This is a genomic window from Pseudomonas psychrophila, from assembly GCF_001043005.1.
Lineage (GTDB): Bacteria > Pseudomonadota > Gammaproteobacteria > Pseudomonadales > Pseudomonadaceae > Aquipseudomonas > Aquipseudomonas psychrophila.
The window spans coordinates 41564-66081 of sequence record NZ_JYKZ01000003.1 but is presented as its reverse complement, the minus strand read 5'-3'; the positions used below and the strand labels follow the sequence as shown (position 1 = coordinate 66081).

General features: G+C 57.3%; 25 protein-coding genes. 12 read left to right on the top strand and 13 right to left on the bottom strand.

Translation table 11 applies throughout. The annotated features are described in order from the left end of the window. The first annotated feature begins 46 nt into the window (after nucleotides 1–46). The 3 genes from speB to TU76_RS09360 all read left to right on the top strand — a co-directional run bounded on the left by speB (nucleotide 47) and on the right by TU76_RS09360 (nucleotide 3165). Complete coding sequence (gene speB / locus TU76_RS09370; RefSeq protein ID WP_019828751.1) at nucleotides 47–997, top strand: agmatinase; 951 nt, start codon at nucleotides 47–49, stop codon at nucleotides 995–997. Between the two features lie 95 nt (nucleotides 998–1092). Further along, the gene (locus TU76_RS09365) at nucleotides 1093–2472 is read left to right on the top strand and encodes a sodium:solute symporter family protein (protein ID WP_046809865.1); all 1380 of its coding nucleotides are present in this window, start codon (nucleotides 1093–1095) and stop codon (nucleotides 2470–2472) included. A gap of 210 nt (nucleotides 2473–2682) precedes the next feature. Next, nucleotides 2683–3165 (top strand): hypothetical protein, encoded by a 483-nt coding sequence (locus TU76_RS09360; protein ID WP_046809866.1) that lies wholly within the window; start codon nucleotides 2683–2685, stop codon nucleotides 3163–3165. 122 nt (nucleotides 3166–3287) lie between these two features. On the opposite strand, the gene TU76_RS25750 is transcribed toward TU76_RS09360, so the two are convergent. Then, a complete protein-coding gene (locus TU76_RS25750; RefSeq protein WP_019828748.1) occupies nucleotides 3288–3413 on the bottom strand; it encodes a PA1414 family protein in 126 nt (41 codons plus the stop codon). Nucleotides 3414–3540: 127 nt separating this feature from the next. Continuing rightward, nucleotides 3541–4443 carry a putrescine utilization regulator PtrR gene (gene ptrR, locus TU76_RS09355; protein ID WP_048351536.1) on the bottom strand — a complete coding sequence of 301 codons (903 nt, stop codon included), beginning with the start codon at nucleotides 4441–4443 and terminating at the stop codon, nucleotides 3541–3543. Nucleotides 4444–4546: 103 nt separating this feature from the next. On the opposite strand from ptrR, the gene TU76_RS09350 reads away from it, so the two are divergent. Continuing rightward, nucleotides 4547–5728, top strand: coding sequence for an MFS transporter (locus tag TU76_RS09350; protein WP_019828746.1), 1182 nt, complete (start codon nucleotides 4547–4549; stop codon nucleotides 5726–5728). Here the strand turns inward: TU76_RS09350 and TU76_RS09345 are convergent. The 3 genes from TU76_RS09345 to TU76_RS09335 form a co-directional block, all read right to left on the bottom strand. Further along, complete coding sequence (locus TU76_RS09345; RefSeq protein ID WP_046809869.1) at nucleotides 5676–6605, bottom strand: DMT family transporter; 930 nt, start codon at nucleotides 6603–6605, stop codon at nucleotides 5676–5678. The genes TU76_RS09350 and TU76_RS09345 overlap by 53 nt on opposite strands. A 74-nt stretch (nucleotides 6606–6679) precedes the next feature. Then, nucleotides 6680–7084 carry a DUF2177 family protein gene (locus TU76_RS09340; RefSeq protein WP_019828744.1) on the bottom strand — a complete coding sequence of 135 codons (405 nt, stop codon included), beginning with the start codon at nucleotides 7082–7084 and terminating at the stop codon, nucleotides 6680–6682. A gap of 23 nt (nucleotides 7085–7107) precedes the next feature. Beyond that, nucleotides 7108–7944 (bottom strand): CvfB family protein, encoded by an 837-nt coding sequence (locus TU76_RS09335; RefSeq protein WP_019828743.1) that lies wholly within the window; start codon nucleotides 7942–7944, stop codon nucleotides 7108–7110. A gap of 358 nt (nucleotides 7945–8302) precedes the next feature. Here TU76_RS09335 and TU76_RS09330 point away from each other — a divergent pair, with 358 nt between their 5' ends. Continuing rightward, nucleotides 8303–8482: a hypothetical protein gene (locus TU76_RS09330; RefSeq protein WP_003441690.1), complete on the top strand. Its 180-nt coding sequence runs from the start codon at nucleotides 8303–8305 to the stop codon at nucleotides 8480–8482. 191 nt (nucleotides 8483–8673) lie between these two features. Next, complete coding sequence (locus tag TU76_RS09325; RefSeq protein WP_048351535.1) at nucleotides 8674–9396, top strand: TorF family putative porin; 723 nt, start codon at nucleotides 8674–8676, stop codon at nucleotides 9394–9396. Between the two features lie 108 nt (nucleotides 9397–9504). Here the strand turns inward: TU76_RS09325 and TU76_RS09320 are convergent, their stop codons facing one another. Then, on the bottom strand, nucleotides 9505–10851 hold the full coding sequence (locus TU76_RS09320) for a DEAD/DEAH box helicase (protein WP_019828741.1): 1347 nt from the start codon (nucleotides 10849–10851) through the stop codon (nucleotides 9505–9507). Nucleotides 10852–11043: 192 nt separating this feature from the next. Between TU76_RS09320 and TU76_RS09315 the strand changes: the two genes are divergently transcribed. Continuing rightward, entirely contained in the window at nucleotides 11044–12330 is a 1287-nt protein-coding gene (locus TU76_RS09315) for a mechanosensitive ion channel family protein (RefSeq protein WP_019828740.1), read from the top strand. 123 nt (nucleotides 12331–12453) lie between these two features. On the opposite strand, the gene TU76_RS09310 is transcribed toward TU76_RS09315, so the two are convergent. The 3 genes from TU76_RS09310 to TU76_RS09300 all read right to left on the bottom strand — a co-directional run bounded on the left by TU76_RS09310 (nucleotide 12454) and on the right by TU76_RS09300 (nucleotide 14777). Beyond that, nucleotides 12454–13014, bottom strand: a complete 561-nt coding sequence (locus TU76_RS09310; protein ID WP_048351534.1) for an RBBP9/YdeN family alpha/beta hydrolase — start codon at nucleotides 13012–13014, stop codon at nucleotides 12454–12456. A gap of 41 nt (nucleotides 13015–13055) precedes the next feature. Then, nucleotides 13056–13916, bottom strand: coding sequence for a carboxylate/amino acid/amine transporter (locus tag TU76_RS09305; RefSeq protein WP_048351533.1), 861 nt, complete (start codon nucleotides 13914–13916; stop codon nucleotides 13056–13058). 261 nt (nucleotides 13917–14177) lie between these two features. Then, nucleotides 14178–14777: an FMN-dependent NADH-azoreductase gene (locus TU76_RS09300; protein ID WP_019828737.1), complete on the bottom strand. Its 600-nt coding sequence runs from the start codon at nucleotides 14775–14777 to the stop codon at nucleotides 14178–14180. Nucleotides 14778–14932: 155 nt separating this feature from the next. Here TU76_RS09300 and TU76_RS09295 point away from each other — a divergent pair, with 155 nt between their 5' ends. The 4 genes from TU76_RS09295 (at nucleotide 14933) to aqpZ (ending at nucleotide 19440) form a co-directional block, all read left to right on the top strand. After that, entirely contained in the window at nucleotides 14933–15856 is a 924-nt protein-coding gene (locus tag TU76_RS09295) for a PA3225 family LysR-type transcriptional regulator (RefSeq protein ID WP_019828736.1), read from the top strand. A 162-nt stretch (nucleotides 15857–16018) separates the two neighbouring features. Continuing rightward, nucleotides 16019–16582, top strand: a complete 564-nt coding sequence (locus tag TU76_RS09290) for a peptidylprolyl isomerase A (protein ID WP_019828735.1) — start codon at nucleotides 16019–16021, stop codon at nucleotides 16580–16582. A gap of 123 nt (nucleotides 16583–16705) precedes the next feature. After that, the gene (locus TU76_RS09285) at nucleotides 16706–18538 is read left to right on the top strand and encodes an ABC transporter ATP-binding protein (RefSeq protein ID WP_048351532.1); all 1833 of its coding nucleotides are present in this window, start codon (nucleotides 16706–16708) and stop codon (nucleotides 18536–18538) included. 200 nt (nucleotides 18539–18738) lie between these two features. Then, complete coding sequence (gene aqpZ, locus TU76_RS09280; protein WP_019828733.1) at nucleotides 18739–19440, top strand: aquaporin Z; 702 nt, start codon at nucleotides 18739–18741, stop codon at nucleotides 19438–19440. A gap of 18 nt (nucleotides 19441–19458) precedes the next feature. On the opposite strand, the gene TU76_RS09275 is transcribed toward aqpZ, so the two are convergent. Continuing rightward, on the bottom strand, nucleotides 19459–20583 hold the full coding sequence (locus tag TU76_RS09275) for a GNAT family N-acetyltransferase (protein ID WP_048351531.1): 1125 nt from the start codon (nucleotides 20581–20583) through the stop codon (nucleotides 19459–19461). Between the two features lie 370 nt (nucleotides 20584–20953). Here TU76_RS09275 and TU76_RS09270 point away from each other — a divergent pair, with 370 nt between their 5' ends. After that, nucleotides 20954–22246 carry a putative porin gene (locus tag TU76_RS09270; RefSeq protein ID WP_019828731.1) on the top strand — a complete coding sequence of 431 codons (1293 nt, stop codon included), beginning with the start codon at nucleotides 20954–20956 and terminating at the stop codon, nucleotides 22244–22246. Nucleotides 22247–22378: 132 nt separating this feature from the next. On the opposite strand, the gene TU76_RS09265 is transcribed toward TU76_RS09270, so the two are convergent. The 3 genes from TU76_RS09265 to TU76_RS09255 are packed head-to-tail and all read right to left on the bottom strand — an operon-like array spanning nucleotide 22379 to nucleotide 24378. Further along, complete coding sequence (locus tag TU76_RS09265) at nucleotides 22379–22606, bottom strand: anti-sigma factor family protein (protein WP_019828730.1); 228 nt, start codon at nucleotides 22604–22606, stop codon at nucleotides 22379–22381. Continuing rightward, complete coding sequence (locus TU76_RS09260; RefSeq protein WP_019828729.1) at nucleotides 22600–23211, bottom strand: RNA polymerase sigma factor; 612 nt, start codon at nucleotides 23209–23211, stop codon at nucleotides 22600–22602. Before TU76_RS09260 ends, TU76_RS09265 begins: the two co-directional genes overlap by 7 nt. A gap of 45 nt (nucleotides 23212–23256) precedes the next feature. Next, nucleotides 23257–24378, bottom strand: a complete 1122-nt coding sequence (locus TU76_RS09255) for a beta-ketoacyl-ACP synthase III (RefSeq protein ID WP_019828728.1) — start codon at nucleotides 24376–24378, stop codon at nucleotides 23257–23259. Nucleotides 24379–24518: the final 140 nt, after the last annotated feature.

The window sequence follows — 24518 nt, the reverse complement described above, 5'->3', positions numbered from 1 at the left end:
CGCAGAATCGAACGCCATAACCACAACAAACGACGAGGCCTTACCCGTGGACAAAATTCTTCATCAACCACTGGGCGGTAATGAAATGCCGCGCTTCGCCGGCATCGCCACCATGTTGCGCCTGCCACACCTGCCATCGGCCAAGGGCCTGGACGCAGCCTTTATCGGGGTGCCCCTAGACATCGGCACCTCGCTGCGCCCCGGCACCCGCTTCGGGCCTCGCGAAATTCGCGCTGAATCGGTGATGATCCGCCCCTACAACATGGCCACCGGCGCTGCGCCGTTCGACTCGCTGTCAGTGGCCGATATTGGCGACGTGGCAATCAATACCTTTAATCTGCTGGATGCCGTGCGCATCATCGAAGAGTCTTACGACGAAATCCTAGAGCACGATGTAATCCCCCTGACCCTGGGTGGCGATCACACCATCACCCTGCCGATTCTGCGGGCCATTCACAAAAAACACGGCAAGGTCGGGCTGGTGCATATCGATGCTCACGCTGATGTGAACGACCATATGTTCGGCGAGAAAATTGCCCATGGCACTACTTTCCGCCGCGCCGTGGAAGAAGGACTGCTGGACTGTGACCGCGTAGTTCAGATCGGCCTGCGCGCCCAGGGCTACACCGCCGATGACTTCAACTGGAGTCGTAACCAGGGTTTTCGCGTGGTGCAGGCAGAAGAATGCTGGCACAAGTCCCTGGAACCGCTGATGGCACAGGTGCGCGAAAAAGTCGGCAATGGCCCGGTGTATCTGAGCTTTGATATCGATGGCATTGATCCCGCCTGGGCACCCGGTACCGGAACGCCGGAAATCGGCGGCCTGACCACCATTCAGGCGATTGAAATCATCCGCGGCTGCCAGGGCCTCGACCTGGTCGGCTGCGATCTGGTAGAAGTCTCGCCGCCGTACGACACCACCGGCAACACCTCGTTATTGGGCGCCAACCTGCTGTACGAAATGCTCTGCGTGCTACCCGGCGTAGTGCACCGATAAGGACATCTTTGCGGTGCCATCAAGCCTTGCGCTTAACGGCACCAAGCCACCGAGCCTGCTGCATCCATAAAAAAAATAATCGGAGATTCGCCATCATGGCTTTAGATCTACTGGTCGTCCTTATCTACGCTGCGGCAATGTTGGTGCTGGGTTACTACGGCATGCGCAAGGCTAAAACCCACGAAGATTATCTAGTCGCAGGCCGCAACCTGGGCCCTACGCTCTACATGGGCACCATGGCTGCTACGGTACTGGGCGGCGCTTCCACCGTCGGCACCGTGCGCCTGGGTTATGTGCACGGGATTTCTGGATTTTGGCTATGCGCCGCCCTCGGTTGCGGGATCATCGCGCTCAACCTGTTCCTGGCCAAGCCGCTGCTCAAGCTGAAAATATTCACCGTGACCCAGGTCCTGGAGAAGCGTTACAACCCCATGGCCCGCCAGGCCAGCGCGGTGATCATGCTGGCTTACGCACTGATGATCGGCGTGACCTCGATTCTGGCCATTGGTACCGTACTGGAAGTTCTGTTCGACCTTCCTTTCTGGATCTCTGTGTTGCTCGGCGGTGGCGTGGTGGTGGTTTACTCGACCATTGGCGGCATGTGGTCGCTGACGCTGACAGATATCGTGCAATTTGCGATCAAGACCATCGGCCTGATGTTCGTGCTGCTGCCGATATGCCTGTACCGCGTCGGCGGCTGGGACGAACTGGTCAGCAAGCTGCCGGCATCGAACTTCAGCTTCACCAGCATCGGCTGGGACACGATCGTCACCTACTTCATGATCTACTTCTTCGGCATCCTGATCGGCCAGGACATCTGGCAGCGCGTATTTACCGCCAAAACCGCCCGGGTGGCGAAGTACGCCGGTACATTCGCAGGCTTGTACTGCATCCTCTACGGCCTGACGTGCGCGCTGATCGGTATGGCGGCGCATGTATTGCTCCCGGATCTGGACAACGTCAACAACGCCTTCGCCGCCATCGTGAAAGTCTCGCTGCCTGACGGCATTCGCGGCCTGGTGATTGCTGCTGCCCTGGCCGCCATGATGTCGACCGCCAGCGCGGGCTTGCTGGCGGCCTCCACGGTGCTGACCGAGGACCTGCTGCCTAGGCTGCGCGGGGGCAAGCAATCAAGCCTCAGTATCAATCGCTTGTTTACCATGCTGACCGGTTTTGCCGTGTTGGGAATCGCACTGGTGGTCTCTGATGTCATCAGCGCTCTCACCCTGGCCTACAACTTGTTGGTCGGTGGCATGCTGGTGCCATTGATCGGGGCGATTTTCTGGAAGCGCGCCACCACAGCAGGCGCCATTACCAGCATGAGCCTGGGGTTTGTCACCGCACTGGTATTCATGTTCAAGGATGGGCTGGAAGCCAACACGCCCATTTATTACAGCCTGGCCGTGGCGCTGATCAGTTTTATCGTGGTCAGCCTGCTGGATCGACGCCCCGCTACAGTAGTGAGCGTCGCCTGATCAACGCTTTATAAGACGGGTACGACGTGGCAGGTCGTATCCGCTTTTAACCCTGCCCCTTTCACACAGCCCCGAACACCAATACCTCGTCCATACAGCGCCTTATCGCTGCCAGCCCATTAATGAGTCCAACTACGCTTGAAAAGCGGCCACATGGGATGTAGCCGCACACCCTCAAGCCACTTCGACTCACTAAATGGACTTAACGACATGACCCACGTAAATAAATATCTGGCCACCGCGGTAATGGCTATCAGCCTGGCGCTCACCGGCGTCAACGCTCAAGCTGATGTCACCACGCTGACATTCGAAATCGTCAATAACACCTCCGAACCGCTCAAGCTCAATCGTTCGAGCTGGGACCTCTCACTGGCCGCCCCCGGTTTCTTTGATGTCGATCCGTATAGCGAGCATTCATATGAAGCGAACTATAAAACCAGCTTTGGCTACCCGCGAAAAACACCCGCGACACTGCGCGAAGTCATTTCATATGCCACTGGCAATCGGGAATGCACCTTTACCACGGCGCTGAGAGTTACCCAGTCATTCGGTGTATTCAAGCCGGCACTGAGCTCAACGCGGTCAGCCAGTGCAACCTCGACGGGTATAGACGATGTGAAGTGTGAAGCGCGGGTTACGGAGAAAACAGACAAAGTGCCACTGGATTACAGCGTGCGCTTCACCATGGGCTAACACAGCCCTGGAGGGAGGGGCAGCTCGCACTGCCCTTTTCTTTTTCCAGCCCGACACCCTTCCGGCGATCCAGGACCGAAAAAAACATGGCCAGACAACCGGCGTAACGTGCAGCTGCGCCCTTAACGGCGACGTTGTGGACGGCGGCGCGTGTCATCGACAGGGATCGGCACAGGCTGCAGTGGCGGCTCGATCAGGCCAAGCGCAACACCAACGTCATGAAGCCAGGTTTGCAGTTTGTCTTTCATATATCCCCCTTGGGGTCACTCTGGCGACGGGAATTCTGTGGTCGCTTCACACAGATAATAGTCCTAAGTCCTACGCAATGCTTGCCTAAGGTCAATGAACTTTAGGCTAATGCCCTACACATCTGACTCAATGTTCCACCTTGAGTTGCGACGACGCTGCTCCATTTGACAACGGCGCCGTCTGCTGCAGCTCTATCCATGCATTCAAGTTGGCGCCCATCATGCCTTTTCGCCACATCAGCCATGTTGTGGCGCTTGCAAAAGGTTGTTGCAAGGGATGTATGCTGACATTTTCTCGCCCTGGCAAGCTGCCCAGCATCGAGGCAGGCATCAGCGCCACACCCGAACCCGCCACCACACACGCCAGCATGCCTTGATAGGACTCGATTTCCATCACCCTCCCCATCGTGGCGCGGTCGCTGGCATACCAGGCTTCGAGTCGGGTGCGATACGAGCAGCCTTGACGAAAGGTGAATACCGCCCTGCCCTGCACGTCCCGGGCACGACCAATCGGCGGATGATCCAGATCGCTGATCAGCACCAGGCTTTCTTCGCAGAACTCCACACCGTCCAGCCCGGCCAGCTCCAGCGGACCATCTACCAGCGCGGCATCCAGACGCCCCGTCAACAGCCCCTCAAGCAACTCGCCGCTGGGGGCCGATTGAACGTGCAGATTCACCGCCGGATAAGTGCGGTGATAGTGCGCAAGCAAACCCGGCAAATGGATCGCCGCCGTGCTGTACATGGTACCCAGCGTGAACTTGCCCGAAGGCACGCCACCTTGCACAGCACTCAGGGCTTCATCGTGCAGTGCAAACAGCCGCGCGGTGTAGTCCAGCAACACTTGCCCCGCGGGAGATAACTGCAAGCGCTGGCGCTCTCGGACGAACAACTCGACGCCCATCTGCTCTTCAAGCTGCTTGAGCCGGGTCGACAGGTTCGATGGCACGCGATGCAGGCGCTCAGCGGCACGAGTGATCGACCCTTCCTGAGCCACGGCCTGAAAAATCCGTAGTTGGCTAAACTCCACGCCTTTCTCCAAAACTGAACAAGTTACTCACTATTATTCATTTTTGAAGAAAGTCAATCCGCATTAGCCTGACGGTCATTGCCTTCACCCTGGAACCTGCAGCATGTCACCCCTGATCCGCTTACTCGCCAGCTTTATCGCGCTCATGATGGCCATGGGCATTGGCCGCTTCTCCCTGACTCCGCAACTGCCGCACCTGATCAGCGAGGGGCAGATTGACCTGACCGGCGCCGGACTGATTGCTGCCGCCAACTACCTTGGCTATCTGATCGGCGCACTGGATGCCATGCGCGCCAGACGCCCAGAACAGGTTCGAGGCCGTTTGCACACGGGCCTGTGGCTATGCGTGCTGCTGACACTGGTTTCGTACTGGGCCTACGGTTTTTGGCCACATCTGCTCTTGCGATTTGGTTCCGGTGTCGCCAGTGCTTGGGTGATGGTGATGATTACCGCGCTCAGCCAGCACATAGCTATCACAGACAATCGCCCACGCCTGGGCGCCCTAGTGTTTGCCGGGCCCGGCCTTGGCGTGATGCTCACCGGTTTATTGGCACTGGCAGCCAATGTAACCGGGCAAGGTTCGGCCACCCTCTGGATGATTTATGCCGTGGCGGCGCTGTTGATGCTGCTTGTGATTTGGCCCGCCCTGCCACAACCGGCCGCGGCGGCTGCCCAGACTCACACTGCGCCAACTGGCAGCCGCCAACCCGGAATCGCGCGCCTGGGGGCGATTTATGGGCTGTATGGTCTGGGTTACATCATTCCTGCGACATTTTTGTCACAAATGGCCAATGCCCGTTTTCACGGCCAGTGGCAGGCCGATCTGTTTTGGCCGGCTTTCGGGCTATGCGCCGCGATTGGCGTAGTACTGATCAGTTTTCGTCGACCCCGCCCTGCCACTACGCGCTTCTGGCTAATGGGCGGGCTATGGGTTCAAGCCCTTGGCGTACTGGCATGCCTGCTGCCGAGCAGTACGGGCCTGGCACTTGGCGTGATCCTGTGCGGCACGCCGTTTCTGGCCTGCATGCCACTGGTCATGCAGCGCTCACGGGATCTGGCGCCCCACGCCACCGCTCGAAACGCCGCCCTGCTGACCGCCTGCTTTGCCGTGGGCCAGTTGTCCGGGCCGTTACTGGCAGCACTCAGCAGCTATTTCAGCGGTGGCCTGCAACCGGCGCTGATCATTGCCGCCAGCGGGCTGCTGCTGGCTGGCATGCTTGCCTGGACGTCGGTCAGTTCCCCAGCAGAGCGCGCACTTTGCGACGCACCCACTGTTCAGCGCTGACAAATGTGATGCCGCACAACACAAAAATCGCGCCCACCACAAAGTTGACGCTTAAAGGTTCGTTAAGCACCAGCACACCGAAGGTCACGCCAAACAGGGGCGTCATAAATGAGAACACCGCCAGATTGGAGGCCATATAGCGCTTGAGCAGCCAGAACCACACCAGGTAGCTAAAAAACGACACCACCAGCCCCTGAAACAGCACGCTGGCCACTGCGACGGTGGTCAGGCTGACATGGGTGATCTGGCCGCTGAAGGCTGCAATTACCAGCAACCCGAAAAAGCCTACGACAAGCTGGTAGAACAGAGTCAGGGTGACTGGTGCTTCCGACAATCGGGAGCCGCGTACCACCACAGTGGTTGCGCCCCAGGCCATGCCTGCCAGAATCCCGTAGACGTCGCCCAGCAGCATGTTGCGGTCCATATCGGAAAACGAAATACCGCCAGCAAAGGAAAAGGCGATCCCGACGAACGCGAGAATGATCCCCAACCATTGCAATGGCCGCAAACGCTCGCTGGGTAACAACCAGTTGATCCCCAGGGCGGTAAAAATGGGCGCGGTATAGAGGAACACCGACATATGCGCAGCGCTGGTCAGTTGCAGGCCTTCGGCTATAAAGAAGAACTCCAGACCAAAGAGGCTACCGGCCAGCACGCCGCCACGCCACGTGGCGGGCACCTGGTTCCAGCCACCCTTCCAGCAGATCAACAAACCCACCAGCAGCGCCGATATACCGGAGCGCAACGCGGCTTGCATGACGGGCGCGATGTCGGGTGCTGCAACTTTGATGATGACCTGTTGCACGCCCCAGATCAGGCATAACCCCAACATGACCTGCAGTGCAAAGGCATCCGTTGCACGTCGAGAAACACTCATAGTCCACCCGAAAAAAAAGCCACGCCCGCACAGGTTCAAAACAGCACAGTGTTTAACGTGCAAGAAGAAAGGAATCAGGACGCCAGCTTGCGGGCCGCCCAGTAACCCGACAATGATGCAAGACAGGTCAACAACCCGCCCCACGCCATGTCCATCAATGCCAACTGGGCAGACCAGCCTTGCAGTGTCGCCCAATTGGTCATGTCATAGGTGCCATAGGCCACCAACCCGAAGAACGCGCCGGTCAGTGCAGCCCTGCGCGCACTGGCCCGGGCCAGGGCCGGCAGCACGACAAAGAACACTACGCCCAGCACGTACGCCAGATAAAACACGATGGCCGGACCCCACTTGGGCTGTGCCAGCATCAACGAGCCCAACAGCTCTTTATAGGTAGAGGTCATGAGCACGCCGAGCCAAAGGCCGTCGAGCACCAGAAAAGCCAGTAACGCACCGATATACGCCCACACTGCCTTGCTCATGTCGTCAGCCCTCCTGGGTCAGTTCAGATCAATTCGATGCGGTCCGGGTGGATCGCAATCTTGCCTTCCTTGTACAGCGCGCCAATGGCTTTTTTGAAGTTGCCCTTGCTGACGCCAAAATGGTTGCTGATCACTTCTGGAGCACTTTTATCGCTAACCGCCAGCACGCCGTTGTTGTCGCGCAACTTGCTGAGGATTTTCGAGTTCAGGCTGCTGGCGGCTTCCTGACCGACGGGTTGCAGGCTCAGGCTGATTTTGCCGTCAGCACGAATTTCCTTGATATAGCCTTTTTCTTGCTTGCCCGCACGCATGAACTTGAAGATTTCATTCTTGTGGATCAAGCCCCAATGCTTGTTGTTGATCACGGCCTTGAAGCCCATGTCCGTGGCCTCGGCCACCAACAGATCAACTTCCTGACCTACTTCATAGTTGGCCGGGGTCTTGTCCAGATAACGATCCAGACGCGCAGTCGCGGTGATACGGCGAGTGTGCTTGTCGAGATAGACGTGCACGACGACATATTCGCCGGCGGTCATCTGGCGTTTTTCTTCGGAATACGGCAGCAGCAAATCTTTTGGCAGACCCCAATCGAGGAATACACCAATGCTGTTAACTTCAACCACTTTAAGACTGGCGAACTCACCGACCTGAACTTTTGGTTTTTCAGTGGTGGCAATTAACTTGTCAGCGCTGTCCAAATAAACAAATACGTTGAGCCAGTCTTCATCTTCACTGGGAATATCTTTGGGAATATAACGATTGGGCAACAGGATTTCGCCGTCCGCCCCACCGTCGAGATACAAACCAAAACTTGTATGTTTAACCACTTGTAAACTGTTGTAGCGACCGATTAAAGCCATGTCCAATACCCTCATTACGTAGGCGGCATTCTACCCGAGTTTAGGGGGGCGAATTGGAGCGCCGCGAGCCGGTATTCAAAAAATCTGCGAAAGGTTTGATTTATCAGGATTTTCTGGAGCACCTTGGCTGCCACTCGTCAGCCTGCGAGGGGCTGACCTCCCATCCATCAGCGTCTGAACATGTATAAGATCCCTCCCGTGATATGAATTAAAACAGCGAGTTAGCGGACAATTAGACGCGTGTATATGTCATCGAGCACAGCGCCTCTATTATTTTACGAAGATATTTAACAAGCAATTGTCAAGTATTTCAGGTACTATCGCTGGCCAAGTTATTTTCTACAGGTCAATAGCCGCCATGCGTGTAAAAGCATCCGCCAGCAAAGCAAAGCCAGCTCCCGCAGTTGAAACCAGTGATTCCATCAATGCTCAAATCGAAGCATTCCTGAAATCGGGCGGCGAGATCCAGCAAATCAACAAAGGCGTCAGCGGCCAAACTTTTGGCCCGTCCAAGCAAATCACGCTGGGCAAGAAGTAATACCCCTCGCCTCATCTGGTCCTTATGCGCTTTGCCTTCCAAGGCGCTAGGACTATCGATTCATCCCTGGTTCCCTCGCTATACCTCTGATTCGAATCGATAAATCGACGAACGGCACTTTATTGCCGGTATTCCTGCGTATGCTCCAAAGGCTCTGAATCAAGCCTTTGAGCCCATATAGGGAGCCGATTATGCTCACACGGGCTGTAATGCTGACTGGCACGTTGCTGGCCAGCACGATTGTAGATGCACAGGTCTTTTCCCGCGAACTGGGCAGCTTCGACCTTAAACTGGCCACACAGCCAAGCCGCAGCATGGCTCAAGGCCTGGTCAAGCCTACAAGCCCCGGCTCGACCTTTCATGGCGGCCTGGACCTGGCCCATGACAGTGGCTGGTATGCCGGCCAATGGGCACCGACCATGGGTATCAAGCCAGGCAGCAATCTGGAAGTAGACTCCTACCTCGGCTACAAGCACCCCTTCGACCAAACCCTGAGCTATGAGTTGGGGGTAATCCATTATAGCTACCCCAAACTCAGCTCACTGGACAGCCAGCAGATCTTTGCCGGCCTGACCATACTGGGCACACGCTTTGGCGCCGCCTTCAGTAACGACCCGGACCGACGCGACAGCACCCTGTTTGCCGACCTGGGGGTCAACCAGCCCTTCGGTATCGGAGTGAGCATGAAATACACCACTCACCAACTCGGCTCGCCCGTGTCCATTGTCGATGGTGGCAGCGTGAGCGCTTTCAATGACTGGTCGATAAAGCTCTCCCGCCCCTGGATGGGCATCGACCTGGATCTGATCTACAGCGACTCAAGCCTGGACGGTACCGACTGTTCAGCCTACTCAGGGCAAAACACCCAGTGCGATGGCCTGCTGACATTCAAGGCTGAGCGAGCCTTTTACTGACCCGTAATTTTTTGTGGGAGCGGGTCTTCTCGCGGTGGCAGCCCAGCGGTTTTGCAGGCAACAAAAAACCCGGCACTGGCCGGGTTTTTTGTGAGTTACACCTGCGCTTTATTCAGCAGCCGGCGCTTCTGGCTTACGGCGCTTGAGCGGAGCCATGCCGTCCTTGCTGACCAGCGACAGGGCGTCGGTCTTCGGGCGGTTGGCTATTTTGCGCTTGGTCGGTGCCTTGGCGCCCGACTTCTTCTTGACACCCTTGGCGTCAGTTTTCTTCTTCTTCACACCAACAGCTTTACCCGAGGCCTTAACGTTTTTCGGACCGCCGTAAACGCCTTTGACTTCCTTGATGGTGCGGCGCTCGAAGCTTTGCTTCAGGTAGCGCTCAACGCTGGACATCAGGTTCCAGTCGCCGTGGCAGATCAACGAAATCGCCAGGCCTTCGTTACCCGCACGACCCGTACGACCAATACGGTGTACGTATTCGTCGCCGCTGCGTGGCATATCGAAGTTGATCACCAGATCCAGGCCTTCAACGTCCAGACCACGGGCTGCAACGTCAGTAGCCACCAGAATCTTGACGCCGCCCTGCTTCAGGCGATCGATGGCCAATTTGCGATCTTTCTGGTCTTTCTCACCATGCAAGACAAACGCCTTGTAGTCCTGAGCGACCAAACGACCGTAGATACGGTCTGCCATGGCGCGGGTATTGGTGAAAACGATAGCTTTTTGATACGTCTCGTTAGCCAGCAACCAGTTAACGATTTGCTCTTTGTGCTGGTTGTGGTCGGCCGTGATGATTTGCTGACGCGTCGTTGCGTTCAGCTGGCTGACCTGATTGAGCTGCAAGTGCTCGGCATTGTTCAGCACCTTGCCGATCATCTCGCGCAGACCCGAACCACCGGTGGTGGCCGAGAACAGCATGGTCTGCTGGCGATTAGGGCACTCGTCGACCAGACGCTGAACGTCTTCGGAGAAGCCCATGTCGAGCATGCGGTCGGCTTCGTCGAGTACCAGCACTTCAACTTCTTTCAAGTCGAGGTTGCCGGCGTTCAGTTGCTCCAGCAAACGACCCGGGGTGCCGATCAGGATATCCGGCACCTTGCGCAGCATGGCGGCCTGGACCTTGAAGTCTTCACCGCCGGTGATCAGGCCGGACTTGATGAACGTGAACTGCGAAAAGCGCTCAACTTCCTTGAGCGTTTGTTGTGCCAGCTCGCGGGTCGGCAGCAAAATCAACGCTTTGATACTTACGCGGATTTTGGCTGGACCAATCAGACGATTCAGAATCGGCAGTACGAAAGCGGCAGTTTTACCACTCCCGGTTTGAGCTGTAACCCGCAGGTCACGCCCTTCGAGCGCGAGCGGGATGGCCGCTGCTTGCACAGGCGTAGGCTCGACAAATTTAAGCTCGGCCACAGCTTTAAGCAGGCGTTCGTGCAGGGCGAAATCGGAAAACACGGGTGCTACCTCGAAGAAATACAAAAAATCAGCGGCATAGAGTAACGGTTTCGAGCGCCAAGGCCGAGTTACTTTGCACGAACGGCATGAAACAAATGGTTTTTTAGGGTCTTTAGTCCAACCAGGGCCCATAAATTGCTCTGAAGTGCTCTAATCCCATGGCCATTTATTACTGGGATATCGTTTTAGCTTATGGAAACTCAACCACTCTGGACCCAAATCCAGACCCTGTGGGCCAACCTGGATCAACATCCCTGGGTCAGCGCCATGTTGGGTCTGATCGTTCTGGTGGGCATTGCCCTGCTTGCCGGTCATATCGCACGCATCATCGTGTTGCGCGTGACCAAAATCCTGGGCCGTCAGCCGGCCTTGCACTGGATCAACGATTTACGCGAACACAAAGTGTTTCATCGTCTGGCGCAACTGACCCCCTCCCTGATGGTGCAGTTCGGGCGCAATCTGGTGCCGGACATGAGCGACAACGGTCGCCACTTCCTCGGCAACCTGGCGCTGGCCATTACCATTTTTGTGCTCACCCGGGTGATCAGCTCACTACTGGATGCCTTGCTCGATATTTACTCGCGTACCAACTACGCAAAGACCCGACCGATCAAGGGCTACATTCAGCTGACTAAAATGCTGCTGTATGTGTTTTCCGCAATCATCATCGTTGCAACACTGATTGATCGCTCACCGATGCTGTTGCTCTCCGGTCTGGGCGCGATGTCTGCGGTCATTTTGCTGGTCTACAAAGACACACTGCTGTCGTTCGTAGCCAGCGTGCAGCTGACCAGCAATGACTTGCTGCGCGTGGGCGACTGGATCGAGATGCCGCAGGTCGGCGCCGATGGCGATGTGATCGACATCACCTTGCACACCGTCAAGGTGCAGAACTTCGACAAAACCATTGTGTCGATCCCGACCTGGCGCCTGATGTCCGAATCGTTTAAAAACTGGCGCGGCATGCAGCAGTCCGGCGGGCGCAGAATCAAGCGCAGCCTGTTTATTGACGCCTCTGAAATTGCTTTCTTGACCGATGAGCAGGAACAGCGCCTGGAACAGGTACACCTGCTGAATGATTACCTTCATCGCAAGAAAGCAGAGCTCAAAAGCTGGAACGAAGCCCAAGGCAATGTTGCGGCAATGTCTGCCAACCGTCGCCGCATGACCAACATCGGGACTTTCCGCGCCTATGCCTTGGCCTACCTGAAAAGCCATGCCGACATTCAGCCCAACATGACCTGCATGGTTCGCCAAATGCAAGCCACGCCACAGGGCGTGCCACTTGAGGTGTACTGTTTTACCCGGACCACGGTCTGGAGTGATTACGAGCAGATCCAGGGCGACATTTTTGACTATCTGCTGTCAGTACTCCCAGAATTCGGACTCAGCATGTACCAGCAACCGAGCGGCAATGACCTGCGCAAAGGGCTGCTGAGCAAGCTGCAAACTCCGCTGGCGCTGCCCGAAGACGACTGAACCTGGTGGGGGCGGGCCTTCTAGCGATTCGGGCAACACGATTCTCCAGAGAAACAGGGTGATGCCATCGCGAGCAAGCCCGCTCCCACAGATCCCGTCAACCCAAGCGGTCACAGCATGAGTTCAGGCTTGCTTGAACTGAGGGTCGCCAGTGAGCTTGAACAGCAACTCGATCCCCTGCGGCCAGTTGCCATAGCCCCCATCACCATTGATGTGCCCGGCATTTTCCAGCCACACCAGTTCACTGCCCCAGGCATCGCTGAAGGCGCTGGCGCGTTCCTGAGTCACATACGGGTCGTTGGTGCTGGCGACAGTGATTGCATCAAAAGGTAGGGTGTTGAGCGGCATCGGACTAAAACCCGTTGTGCCGGCCGGGTAACTGTCGGCTTCGGTGTCGCTGGGCGCGACCAACAGCGCCCCGCGTACACGCCTTGCCTCTTTGGGGTACTGCAGCGCCCAACGGGCAATCAGCGTACACGCCAAGCTGTGGCCCACCAGCACGACGGGCCGCTCGCTTTTGGTGATCTTTTTCTGCAGGTTCTGCACCCAATCCGTACAAACGGGGGTCTCCCAGTTTTCCTGCTTGACCCGGTGCAGCCCGCTGTAGTGCTGTTCCCAGTGAGATTGCCAATGCTCTGTTCCTGAATTGAACAGGCCCGGCAAGATCAACACCCTGACTGTCATTCCGACTCTCCCTTAAGGCGCTAGATGGACTGTGATTGACCTTAGACCGTCACAGCCCTGCGGTCTAGCCGGCTTATCCAGACGGCAAGGACAATCACCAGCCCGCCGATGAACAGTCGCCCCAGAGGCTCATGCTGGTTCCAGATCAACAGGTTGAGCAACAGGCCCACCGGCACATGGAGATTATTCATCACCGCCAGAGTGCCTCCACTGACCATGCAGGCGCCTTTGTTCCACCAGTACAGGCCAAGGGCCGTCGACACCAGGCCCAGAAACACCAGCACGCCCCACTGCAAGGGCGCTTCAGGCAGGAAGTTGGCTTTGCCAAACAGCATGAATGCCGGCAACACCACCGCCAGAGCGCCAAGATAAAAGAAACCAAAGCGCCGGTAATGGGGGAAATCACTCGGGTAACGGGCCACCAGACGACGATACAAGACCTGCCCGGCTGCATAGGTGAAGTTGGCCAGTTGCAGCAACAAGAATCCCTTGAAGAAATCCGGGCTGATGCTGTCAAAGCGAATCACCCCGGCACCCGCCACGGCCACCAGTGCCGCCACCAGCGCCCAGGGGTTAAAACGCCGGTTCAGAGCGTCTTCGATCAATGTCACGTGCAACGGTGTCAGGATGGTGAATAGCAACACCTCAGGCACCGTCAGCACCCGAAAGCTCAGGTACAGACACACGTAGGTGATGCCGAACTGCAAGGCCCCGATCAGTAACATGCCGCGCATGAAGCCGGGTTCGACCTGTCGCCAGCGCGTCAGCGGAATAAACACCAGCCCCGCCAGGACTACGCGTACCAGTACCGCAAAGTAACTGTCGACGTGCCCCGCCAGATACTCACCAATCAGGCTGAAGGAAAACGCCTGAATCAAGGTGACAAACAACAGATAGCCCATGAATCTCTCGCTCAGAAAGTCGAAATAGCTTCGCGGTAAAACGCCCGTGAACCCATAAGAATGTGCGCGACCTTAGCGGTTTTTCATCAGCCTTGACCATCACCCCGCAAAAAGCGGGCAAAAAAAAACCCGATCCGGCGCAAGGGCTGATCGGGTACGAGCACTCAAAAAAGTGCAAAGGGAGGTTCGATGCGCGAACCGCATGCTTGAAGGAGCAATGAAACGATTAAGCCATCCTGCGATTATCTGTCGATTAACAGCCTATGCAATTGCAGACAGTCTTGCCTTGGCCTGGTTTAAACCTTTTTCCTGGAAGTCACCGCCCAGGTTCATGCCCTCTGCATGAATGAAGGTCACATCGTGAATGCCGATAAAAGCCATGACCTGACGCAGATAGGGTTCCTGATGGTCCGAGGTGCTACCCGCATATAGCCCGCCCCGCGCAGTCAAAACGTATGCTTTCTTGCCGACCAGCAGTCCTTGAGGACCGGTTTCGGTGTATTTAAAGGTCACCCCAGCCCGCAATACATGATCAAGCCAGGCCTTGAGCGTGCTCGGGATCGCAAAGTTGTACATGGGGGCCGCCAGCACCAGCACATCAGCTGCCAGCAGCTCATCAGTGAGCTCGTTGGAACGTTGCAGGGAAATCTGTTCGTCAGCATTGCGTTGCCCTTCTGGCTTCATCCAGCCGCCCAACAGACTGGCGTCAAGATGCGGCACCGGGGCCAGGGCCAGGTCACGAACGGTCACTTGATCAGCCGGATGCGCCGCTTGCCACTGACTGATGAACTGCCGGGTCAACTGTCGTGAGAATGAGTCCTGCTGGCGGGCGCTGCTTTCAATGATCAGAACGTTGGACATGGCGGATAAGACTCCATCTGTAAATACGGTAAGGCGATGGAGTAGAGAATAGAGATCATCAACTCGATAAAAAAGCGCATTAATTTGCTACAACCTATCTATAAACCTGTTGTTTAACGGTATCCTGCAACCACTCCAATTCAGAGGAATTCATCGTGAAAGCGCCCCGCGTGACCCTTGATCAATGGCGCACCCTGCAAGCGGTGGTCGACCACGGCGGTTTTGCTCAAGCCGCAGAAGTACTCCATCGTTCGCAGTCGTCTGTCAGCTACACCGTGGCCCGCATGCAGGATCAACTCGGCGTGCCGCTGCTCCGGATCGATGGGCGCAAGGCGGTGCTTACCGAGGCGGGCGGCGTGTTGCTGCGCCGTTCACGGCAACTGGTCAAGCAGGCCAGTCAGCTCGAAGACCTCGCCCACCATATGGAGCAAGGCTGGGAAGCCGAGGTCCGGCTGGTCGTCGACGCGGCCTACCCCAATGCACGACTGGTGCGCGCCTTGACCGCCTTCATGCCGCAAAGTCGTGGTTGCCGCGTGCGCCTGCGCGAAGAGGTATTGTCCGGCGTCGAAGAAGTCCTGCTCGAAGGCGTGGCTGACCTGGCCATCAGCAGCTTCAATATTCCCGGCTACCTGGGCACCGAGTTGAGCACCGTCGAATTTGTGGCCGTGGCCCACCCCGAGCACCCCTTGCATCGCCTGCAACGCGAACTGCATTTCCAGGACCTCGAAAGCCAGTTGCAAGTGGTGATTCGTGACTCCGGCCGCCAACAACCCCGTGACGTGGGCTGGCTCGGCTCAGAACAGCGCTGGACCGTCGGCAGCCTGGCGACGGCGGCCGCCTTTGTGGGCAGCGGGCTGGGCTTTGCCTGGTTGCCACGGCACATGATCGAGCGAGAACTCAAGGAAGGTGTCCTGAAGCCGTTGCCCCTCAACCAGGGTGGTAACCGTCATCCGGTGTTTTTCCTGTACGCCAACAAGGACAAACCGCTGGGCCCGGCGACACAAATCCTGGTCGAACTGCTGCAAACTTTTGACACGGCACCGCTGGATGCGCCGTTTGCCGCGCCACAGCAAGCGTGAAGATCAGTGGGCAGGAACCCGATTCGAGAATATCCTGTCCAACACCCGCCGCCCGTGAACATCCGCCACTAACGGATGTGGCACGGGCATTGGTTCAACGCACCTGGCGTTACTGCCTGTGTGGCATTGAACAGTCACCCCACTTTTCAGGATCACTGAGCCATGCTTAAAAAAATTGCACTTGCCGCTGGCGCCATGCTGTTCGCTGCCAACCTAATGGCTGCCGACACGTCCAAGGCACCTCATGTCGTACTGGACACCAGCTTCGGCAAGATTGAAATCGAACTGGACCCGGTCAAGGCTCCGATCAGCACTGACAACTTTCTCAAGTATGTGGACAGCGGCTTCTATAACAACACCATTTTTCACCGTGTGATCCCGGGCTTTATGGTGCAAGGCGGCGGTTTCACTTCGCAGATGGCGCAAAAGCCGACCCGTGACCCGATCAAGAACGAAGCCAGCAACGGCCTGCATAACGTGCGCGGCACGCTGTCGATGGCCCGCACTTCCAACCCTAACTCTGCCACCAGCCAGTTCTTCATCAACGTGGCAGACAACGCGTTCCTGGACCCGGGCCGCGACGCCGGCTACGCCGTATTCGCCAAGGTGGTGAATGGCATGGACGTGGTTGACCAGATCGTCAACTCGCAAACCACCACCAAACAAGGCATGCAGAATGTGCCAATCGACCCGGTGCTGATCAAGTCGGCCAAACGTATCGACTGACAGGCTGCACACTGCAGGGAGCTTTGACCTGTGCCCCGTAGCAGTTGCCGAAGGAACGAAGCAACTGCTACGGGAGGGGTAACGTCAACTAAAGGAGAGCCCGCGCTGCGGGCGTCAGTGCCCATGCTTTACCGCCGTTTCGAACAACTGATCGATATATTCCGCGAAGCCCCCTCTGCCGCTCCTCCCAGCACCGTCTGGGCGTTTTACTTCTACTACCTGCGTCAAGTCTGGCCCATGTTTGCCGCCTTGCTGGTGATCGGGCTGATAGCGGCACTGATCGAAGTTTCGCTGTTCAGCTATCTGAGCACGCTGATTGACCTGACCCAGGGCACACCCAACACCGAATTCTTCAAGGTCCATAGCGGCGAACTGATCTGGATGGCCGTAGTCGCGCTGATCATCCGCCCGGTGTTCTTCGGCCTCCATGACCTGCTGGTGCACCAGACCCTGAGCCCGAGCATGACCAGCATGATCCGCTGGCAGAACCACAGCTACGTGCTCAAGCAAAGCCTCAACTTCTTCCAGAACGACTTCGCCGGGCGCATTGCCCAGCGCATCATGCAAACCGGCAACTCGCTGCGCGACTCGGCCGTGCAGGCGGTCGATGCCCTGTGGCACGTGTTGATCTACGCCATCAGCTCACTGGTGCTGTTTGCCGAAGCCGACTGGCGCCTGATGATTCCGTTGCTGACCTGGATCCTTTGCTACATCGGCGCCCTTTACTACTTCGTCCCCCGGGTCAAAGAGCGCTCGGTGGTGTCTTCCGATGCGCGCTCAAAATTGATGGGCCGTATTGTCGACGGCTACACCAACATCACGACCCTGAAGCTGTTTGCCCACACCCATTTTGAGCAGCAATACGCCCGCGAAGCCATTATCGAGCAAACCGAAAAAACCCGGTTGGCCAGCCGCGTAGTCACCAGCATGGACGTGACGATCACCACCATGAACGGCCTGTTGATCGTCAGCACAAGCGGCCTGGCGTTGTGGTTGTGGAGCCAGTCGCTTATCAGCGTCGGTGCCATCGCCCTGGCCACCGGTCTGGTCATCCGTATCGTCAACATGTCCGGCTGGATCATGTGGGTGGTCAACGGCATTTTTGAAAACATCGGCATGGTGCAAGATGGCCTGCAAACCATTGCACAACCCATCGCCGTCCAAGACCGCGAACAGGCACCCCGCCTTACGGTCAGCCGTGGCGAAGTGCGCTTTGAGCACGTCGATTTCCATTATGGAAAACGCAGCGGCATCATCAGCGACCTCAATCTGGTGATCAAACCCGGTGAAAAAATCGGCCTGATCGGACCTTCCGGTGCGGGCAAGTCGACGCTGGTCAACCTCTTGTTGCGCCTGTATGACCTGCAAGGCGGTCGTATCCTGATCGACGATCAAAACGTCGCTGAAGTAACCCAGGAGAGCCTGCGCGAACAGATCGGAATGATTACCCAGGACACCTCGCTGTTGCATCGTTCGATCCGCGACAACTTGCTCTATGGCAAACCGGACGCTACCGACGAAGAACTGTGGGCAGCCGTGCGCAAAGCCCGGGCCGATGAATTTATTGCGCTGCTGTCCGATGCTCAGGGCCGCACCGGGTTTGACGCCCACGTGGGCGAGCGCGGGGTCAAACTGTCTGGCGGTCAACGCCAGCGGATCGCCATTGCACGGGTCCTGCTCAAGAATGCACCGATCCTGATCATGGACGAAGCCACCTCGGCACTGGACTCCGAAGTCGAGTCTGCGATTCAGGAAAGCCTCGAAACCCTGATGCAAGGCAAGACCGTGATTGCAATCGCTCACCGCCTTTCAACCATCGCCCGCATGGACCGTCTGGTGGTGCTGGAAAACGGCCATATCGCTCAAACCGGTACCCACAGCGAACTTCTCGCCCAGGGAGGTCTGTACGCCCGCCTTTGGCAACATCAAACAGGTGGTTTTGTAGGCATCGACTGAGGCCTACAACCGGCACCTGCAAAGCCCGTGTAACACAACGCCAGCGCCCGGTTTTAAAGGGCTCTGGCGTTTTTTATGGCGCTGGAAAAAACCCGGGCGAGTGCTGTACTTAAATCAGGGCTCGGGAGAGCTCTGTTGTTAATCGCAGGACGCTACGCCGCTTCAATTGCTCGATAGATTTATCTATCCGGGACCTTCACATGACCTTGCTCAAACGTTCAGCAACCGAGTTGGTAGGCACCTTCTGGTTGGTTCTTGGCGGCTGTGGCAGCGCAGTACTCGCTGCGGCTTTCCCCAACGTTGGTATTGGACTGCTGGGGGTCGCACTGGCTTTTGGCCTTACCGTACTGACCATGGCATTCGCGATCGGCCATATATCCGGCTGTCATCTGAACCCCGCCGTGTCGTTCGGGCTGTGGGTGGGGGGCAGGTTCCCTGCAAAAGAGCTACCCGCTTACATCGTGGCCCAGGTACTGGGGGGCATCATTGCCGCCACACTGCTGTACTTCATTGCCAGCGGCAAACCCGGGTTTGATCTGGCTGCCAGCGGCCTGGCAGCCAATGGCTATGGCGACCATTCCCCCGGTGGCTACTCGATGATTTCAGGGCTGGTATGCGAAGTGGTAATGACGGCCATGTTCATCCTCATCATCATGGGTGCCACTGACAAGCGAGTCCCGGCAGGTTTCGCCCCGATCGCCATAGGTTTGGCGCTCACGCTCATCCACCTGATCGCTATCCCGGTCACCAACACCTCGGTCAACCCGGCTCGCAGCACAGGCCCGGCCCTGATCGTGGGCGGCTGGGCACTTCAACAGCTGTGGATGTTCTGGTTGGCCCCCCTGGTGGGCGCAACCCTTGGCGCACTGACCTATCGATGGCTGGGCAAGCAGGACGACTGACAACCGAAATGGCGAGGATCAGGCCTGACGATAGGGCAGCGCCGACCTCGCCTCTTCTGCATACGCCAGCACCCCGACCCGCTCACGCTGCAGAAAGTCACTGACGGCGGATTTCAGGCCCTGATGGCGCAGGTAATGCCATGAGTGAGTGATCACCGGTTCAAAACCGCGGATCAGTTTGTGCTCGCCCTGAGCGCCGGCATCAAAACGCTTGATACCCTGAGCAATGGCGTAACCCATACCCTGATAGAAGCACGTCTCGAAATGCAGGCGATCAAACTCGGCCAGGCATCCCCAGTAACGCCCATACAAGCTGTCGCCACCGATCAGACTGAACGCCATCGCTACCGGGGTCGACCCCTGCCTGGCCAGCACGACACGAATCGACTCGGGCATGCGCTCGGCCAGCAAGCTGAAAAACGCTCGCGTCAGGTAGGGTGTTTGTCGCCGTACGACGTAGGTGTTGGCGTAGCAGGCGTAGACAAAATCCCATTGCGCCTCAGTGACCTGCTGGCCTTCCAGCCATTCGAACTCGAACCCCTGCCCGGCCACTTGCTCGCGTTCTTTGCGCATCTGCTTGCGCTTGCGGGAACTCAAGGCATCCAGAAAATCCTGAAAGTCGCGGTACTCACGGTTCTGCCAATGAAACTGGCAACCGAGCCGCTGCATCCAGCCGGGCTGTTGCGCCAGGGCCGTATCGGCCAGGGTGTCGGTGAAATTGATGTGCGCGCTGGACAGCCCTTCTATCTCCAGATAGCCGGGCAAAGCGGCCAGCAACTCAAGCCCGTCCTGGGCACTGGCGGCCAATAAACGGGGACCGCTGACCGGGCTGAACGGGATTGCCGTCAACAGCTTGGGGTAGTACTCGATACCCGCCCGCTCGCAGGCCTGCGCCCACTCGTGATCGAACACGTACTCACCGTAGGAATGCCACTTGCGGTAGCTCGGCAACGCCGCCTGCAACCGCCCGTTTTCATAGTGCAGCAAGTGCTCGGGCTGCCAGCCGGAATGCGGGCCCAGGCAGGCACTGTCTTCCAGACTACTGAGAAAGGCATGCCGCAAGAACGGCTGCTCCACCGGCACCAGCGCATCCCATTCCTGAGCGGTGATAGCGGACAGGCTGTCCAGTCGTTGTAACGGCATTGAGAGTCCCCGGAGCGTGGCATGTGAGCCGCGATGGTAGCACCGCAACCCAGGTGGGTGCTGGCTTGCCGGCGATACAGGCGCAACGGTTTGCCGCGCATCTTGCGGTGAGGTCTTTGAGAGCAAACCCGGCTCCAACAGGTTTTCTGGCCTCTGCAGCGCGGTCAGCGAGTGTCACGGACTTGCTATCAGACTGCCACTTTTCTGTCATATCCAGCCGCGATACTGGCGCCGCTTCTTAGATCACGAGGTTATGAGTGACCTGTTTGCCAACACGCTCATGACACACCCAAGCCTCGTTAACGTGAGCCCGCTAAGGGCCGATTTTTATTGGGGTGGCTAGGGCCATCTCAGCACTGGGAGATTCACAATGCGTTTTGTTTCTACACGGGTTGCGGCTGGACTGTGTGGTGGCCTGGTACTGGCCATGAGCGTTCCGGCCAGCGCTGCGGTCGATGCCAAACTGCTCGAAATGCTTAAAGCCAACGGTTCCATTTCGCCGGCCCAATACTCCGAACTGCAAACCGAACTCGCCAGTGAGAATCAAGCCAAGCAAGAAGCTGCTGCCAATCAGGTCAAAAAATCCGACCTCACCGCCTTTGAACAAAAAGTCGCCTGGGCAGCCAAAACCGAACTCAAGGGGGATGTCCGGGTTCGTCACGAAAACATCAAGATCGACGGCGAGTCCGATGGCAAGAACAAGGACCGTCAGCGCATTCGTGCCCGTCTGGGCGCTTACACCGAGATCAATCCGCAAGTGAACACCGGTATTCGTATCGCCACAGGCGGCGGCGACGATGCGCGCTCCACCAACCAGGATCTGGACAACTACTTCGACAAGAAGCAGCTGTGGCTGGACATGGCCTTCATCGACTACCACCCGACCGCCGTCAAGGACCTGCACTTGATCGCCGGCAAGATGGCACAGCCCTGGGTCAGCATGGGTGATGTGATCTGGGATAGTGATATCAACCCGGAAGGCCTGGCTGCCACTTACAAGCACAATCTGGGTAACAGCGGCGTCGAAATGTTCGGTAGCGCCGGTTACTACACCCTCAAGGACAACGTCGACGGCGACGGCGTGCAATTTCGTCATGACTTGCGTCTATACGCAGGTCAGTTGGGTGCAAAATTCGCACCCACAGACAGCCTGAAAGTTACCTTGGGCGGTAGCGTTTACAGCTACGACAATGACAAGGACAGCGCCTGCCCTGCCACCGGGACCAAGACGACCCCTTGCGCCCTGGCCGTTAACGGCAACAGCACCAGCGAGTTCCGCCTGTACGAAGGTTTCGGCCAGGTCGATATCGCCAACCTGCCGCTGCCTCTGTCGCTGTATGGCCAGTACGTACACAACGCAGCCACCGACAGCGACCAGGACGACGCCTGGCTGGTGGGTTTCAAGAGCAAGCTCAACGCCTTCAGCCTGGACTATAACTACCGCGACCTTCAGCGTAACGCAGTGGTCGGCGCCTTCACCGACTCTGACTTTGCCAACGGTACTACTGGTTCGCGCGGTCACAAGTTCAAAGTGGGTTACGAAATCGACAAGAACTTTGGTGTCGGCCTGACTTACTTCCTGACCAAGGCTGACTACGTAACGTCCACGCAAAAAGATGCCAAGGCCAACACCTTGCAGCTGGACCTGGAAGCCAAGTTCTAAGATCCAATGACAAAGCGTTTCACGTAACAAACAGGACGCCGAACTTATTCGGCGTCTTGTGTCTGAAAGCAAAGCGAGGTTGGCGTCGGCCCCCCTGACATCCACCGACGGCAGCCTCGCTCTTGCCCCTTCTTAGCGCGATTGCTCGCGCATCATCCGCTCAACTGTTTGCTCAAGGTCTGCGGGCAACGGTTCGGGAAGCTTTTTCAACGTGACGCTCATCAAGCGCATGTGCTTGATAAAACGTCGGCAGTTCGGACAAAACATCAGGTGATGACGCACCAACAGCCGCTCACGAATACTCAGCTGGCCATCCAGATAGTCGCTTGAGCGTGCTACTTGCTGTTTGCAGGTCAACATTCGCCGGTTTCCTCAAAATGCTCCACAGTGGCAAAGACTTTAAGCCGGGCTCGATGCACCAGCACTCGAGCATTAGAGAGCGATATCTCCAGTAAATTACAAATCTCCTCCAGCTCCAGCCCCTGGCGCTCGCGCAACAGCAGCACACTGCTTTGTAACTGCGGCAGGCTGAGCATCGTGTGCTCCAGGCATTCACGCAATTCATCTTCTGTGAGCAAGGCTTCAGGCGTGTCTTGATGCCAGGCAAACGGCGCCAGCAACCAGTGGCCATCGCCGCTGAACCGGTCGTCATCGATGGTGCCGTGGGGCGAGGGTAGATCGTCGAGCAACACTTCGCGGCGATTTTGCTTGTAGCGGTTTTTCGCCGAGTTGGCGGTGATGGTCAGCAGCCAGGTCTTGAGGCTGGAGCGACCTTCGAATCCGGCCAGATTGCGCACAACTGACAGCCACGCATCTTGCACGGCTTCATCGGCATGACGGCTGCCGACGATGGCATAAGCCACTGCACGCATGGCACTTTGGTAGGTAGTGACCAACTCGCGAAAAGCCGATTGCTCGCCCGCCAACAGACGCTTGAGCAGTTGAGAGTCGTCAGCAACTGACATGGATACCTCGTCTGCCTGGAGTCTGTTGGAGCGGGGAGTTGTCGATTAACGCTTGCGCAAAATCACACTGCCGATCGAATAACCTGCACCGAACGAGCTGAGTACCGCCAGCGCACCGCTTGGCAGATCATCCTGATACGTGTGAAAAGCAATAACCGAACCGGCCGAACTGGTGTTGGCGTAGGTGTCGAGAATGACCGGTGCTTCTTCGATCGAAGCTTCGCGCCCCAGCAGCTTGCGCACGATCAAGTGGTTCATGCTCAGGTTGGCCTGGTGCAGCCAAAACCGCTTCACCTGTTCCACGTCCAGCTGGTTTTCTTGCAGATGCTGACCGATCAGTTCAGCCACCATCGGGCACACGTCGCGGAATACCTTGCGGCCTTCTTGAACGAACAGTTTGTCCGGGCTGTCGGCAGGCTCGTCAGAAGCACGGTTAAGGAAACCGAAGTTGTTGCGGATGTTGTTGGAGAACGTGGTCAGCAATTTGGTGCTGACGATATCGAACTGATGCTCGGACGTCGCCAGATCTGCGCGCTCGACAACCACCGCAGTCGCCGCATCACCAAAGATGAAGTGGCTGTCACGGTCACGGAAGTTCAAGTGACCGGTGCACACTTCAGGGCTGATCAGCAGCACTGCGCGGGCTTGCCCCAACTGGACGCTGTTGCTGGCGGTCTGGATGCCGAAGGTTGCCGAAGAACAGGCCACGTTCATGTCAAAACCAAAACCCTGGATACCCAGCGCGTGTTGCACTTCAATGGCAATCGCAGGGTACGGACGTTGCAGGTTAGAGCACGCCACAATCACGCCGTCGATGTCGGCAGCTGTTTTGCCCGCTCGTTCCAGCGCCTGTTTGGCGGCGCCAACGGCCATTTCGCAGAGCACGGACATTTCGTCGTTGCTGCGGGCCGACAAGTGCGGGCGCATGCGTTGTGGGTCGAGGATGCCGTCCTTGTCCATCACAAACCGGCTTTTGATGCCCGATGCCTTTTCAATAAATGCAGCGCTCGATTCGGCCAGAGGCTGGATTTCACCGGCCTCGATAGCCGCGGCGTTGTCCGCATTGAACTGTTGCACGTAGGTATTGAAAGACTGCACCAGCTCTTCGTTGGAGATGCTGTTGGCCGGGGTATACAGGCCGGTGCCGCTGATGACGACGTTATGCACGGTCGTTCCTCTATAGGTATTCAGGTGTCGATAGCCGCGAAGTTTGCCATAAACGCCAGCATTTGGCGTCATTTGCACGCGCGATGAGCGCCACTGCAGAAACTTAAACTGTGGGAGCGAGCCTGCTCGCAAAGATCTTT

Coding starts and splice junctions, on each gene's coding strand:
- TU76_RS09275 (WP_048351531.1), bottom strand. CDS start 20,583: ATGCCGTTACAACGACTGGACAGCCTGTCCGCTATCACCGCTCAGGAA.
- TU76_RS09360 (WP_046809866.1), top strand. CDS start 2,683: ATGACCCACGTAAATAAATATCTGGCCACCGCGGTAATGGCTATCAGC.
- TU76_RS09335 (WP_019828743.1), bottom strand. CDS start 7,944: ATGGCTTTAATCGGTCGCTACAACAGTTTACAAGTGGTTAAACATACA.
- TU76_RS09300 (WP_019828737.1), bottom strand. CDS start 14,777: ATGTCCAACGTTCTGATCATTGAAAGCAGCGCCCGCCAGCAGGACTCA.
- TU76_RS25750 (WP_019828748.1), bottom strand. CDS start 3,413: ATGAAAGACAAACTGCAAACCTGGCTTCATGACGTTGGTGTTGCGCTT.
- TU76_RS09310 (WP_048351534.1), bottom strand. CDS start 13,014: ATGACAGTCAGGGTGTTGATCTTGCCGGGCCTGTTCAATTCAGGAACA.
- TU76_RS09290 (WP_019828735.1), top strand. CDS start 16,019: ATGCTTAAAAAAATTGCACTTGCCGCTGGCGCCATGCTGTTCGCTGCC.
- TU76_RS09365 (WP_046809865.1), top strand. CDS start 1,093: ATGGCTTTAGATCTACTGGTCGTCCTTATCTACGCTGCGGCAATGTTG.
- TU76_RS09340 (WP_019828744.1), bottom strand. CDS start 7,084: ATGAGCAAGGCAGTGTGGGCGTATATCGGTGCGTTACTGGCTTTTCTG.
- aqpZ (WP_019828733.1), top strand. CDS start 18,739: ATGACCTTGCTCAAACGTTCAGCAACCGAGTTGGTAGGCACCTTCTGG.
- TU76_RS09270 (WP_019828731.1), top strand. CDS start 20,954: ATGCGTTTTGTTTCTACACGGGTTGCGGCTGGACTGTGTGGTGGCCTG.
- TU76_RS09305 (WP_048351533.1), bottom strand. CDS start 13,916: ATGGGCTATCTGTTGTTTGTCACCTTGATTCAGGCGTTTTCCTTCAGC.
- TU76_RS09325 (WP_048351535.1), top strand. CDS start 8,674: ATGCTCACACGGGCTGTAATGCTGACTGGCACGTTGCTGGCCAGCACG.
- TU76_RS09330 (WP_003441690.1), top strand. CDS start 8,303: ATGCGTGTAAAAGCATCCGCCAGCAAAGCAAAGCCAGCTCCCGCAGTT.
- TU76_RS09260 (WP_019828729.1), bottom strand. CDS start 23,211: ATGTCAGTTGCTGACGACTCTCAACTGCTCAAGCGTCTGTTGGCGGGC.
- TU76_RS09345 (WP_046809869.1), bottom strand. CDS start 6,605: ATGAGTGTTTCTCGACGTGCAACGGATGCCTTTGCACTGCAGGTCATG.
- TU76_RS09350 (WP_019828746.1), top strand. CDS start 4,547: ATGTCACCCCTGATCCGCTTACTCGCCAGCTTTATCGCGCTCATGATG.
- TU76_RS09315 (WP_019828740.1), top strand. CDS start 11,044: ATGGAAACTCAACCACTCTGGACCCAAATCCAGACCCTGTGGGCCAAC.
- TU76_RS09285 (WP_048351532.1), top strand. CDS start 16,706: ATGCTTTACCGCCGTTTCGAACAACTGATCGATATATTCCGCGAAGCC.
- TU76_RS09265 (WP_019828730.1), bottom strand. CDS start 22,606: ATGTTGACCTGCAAACAGCAAGTAGCACGCTCAAGCGACTATCTGGAT.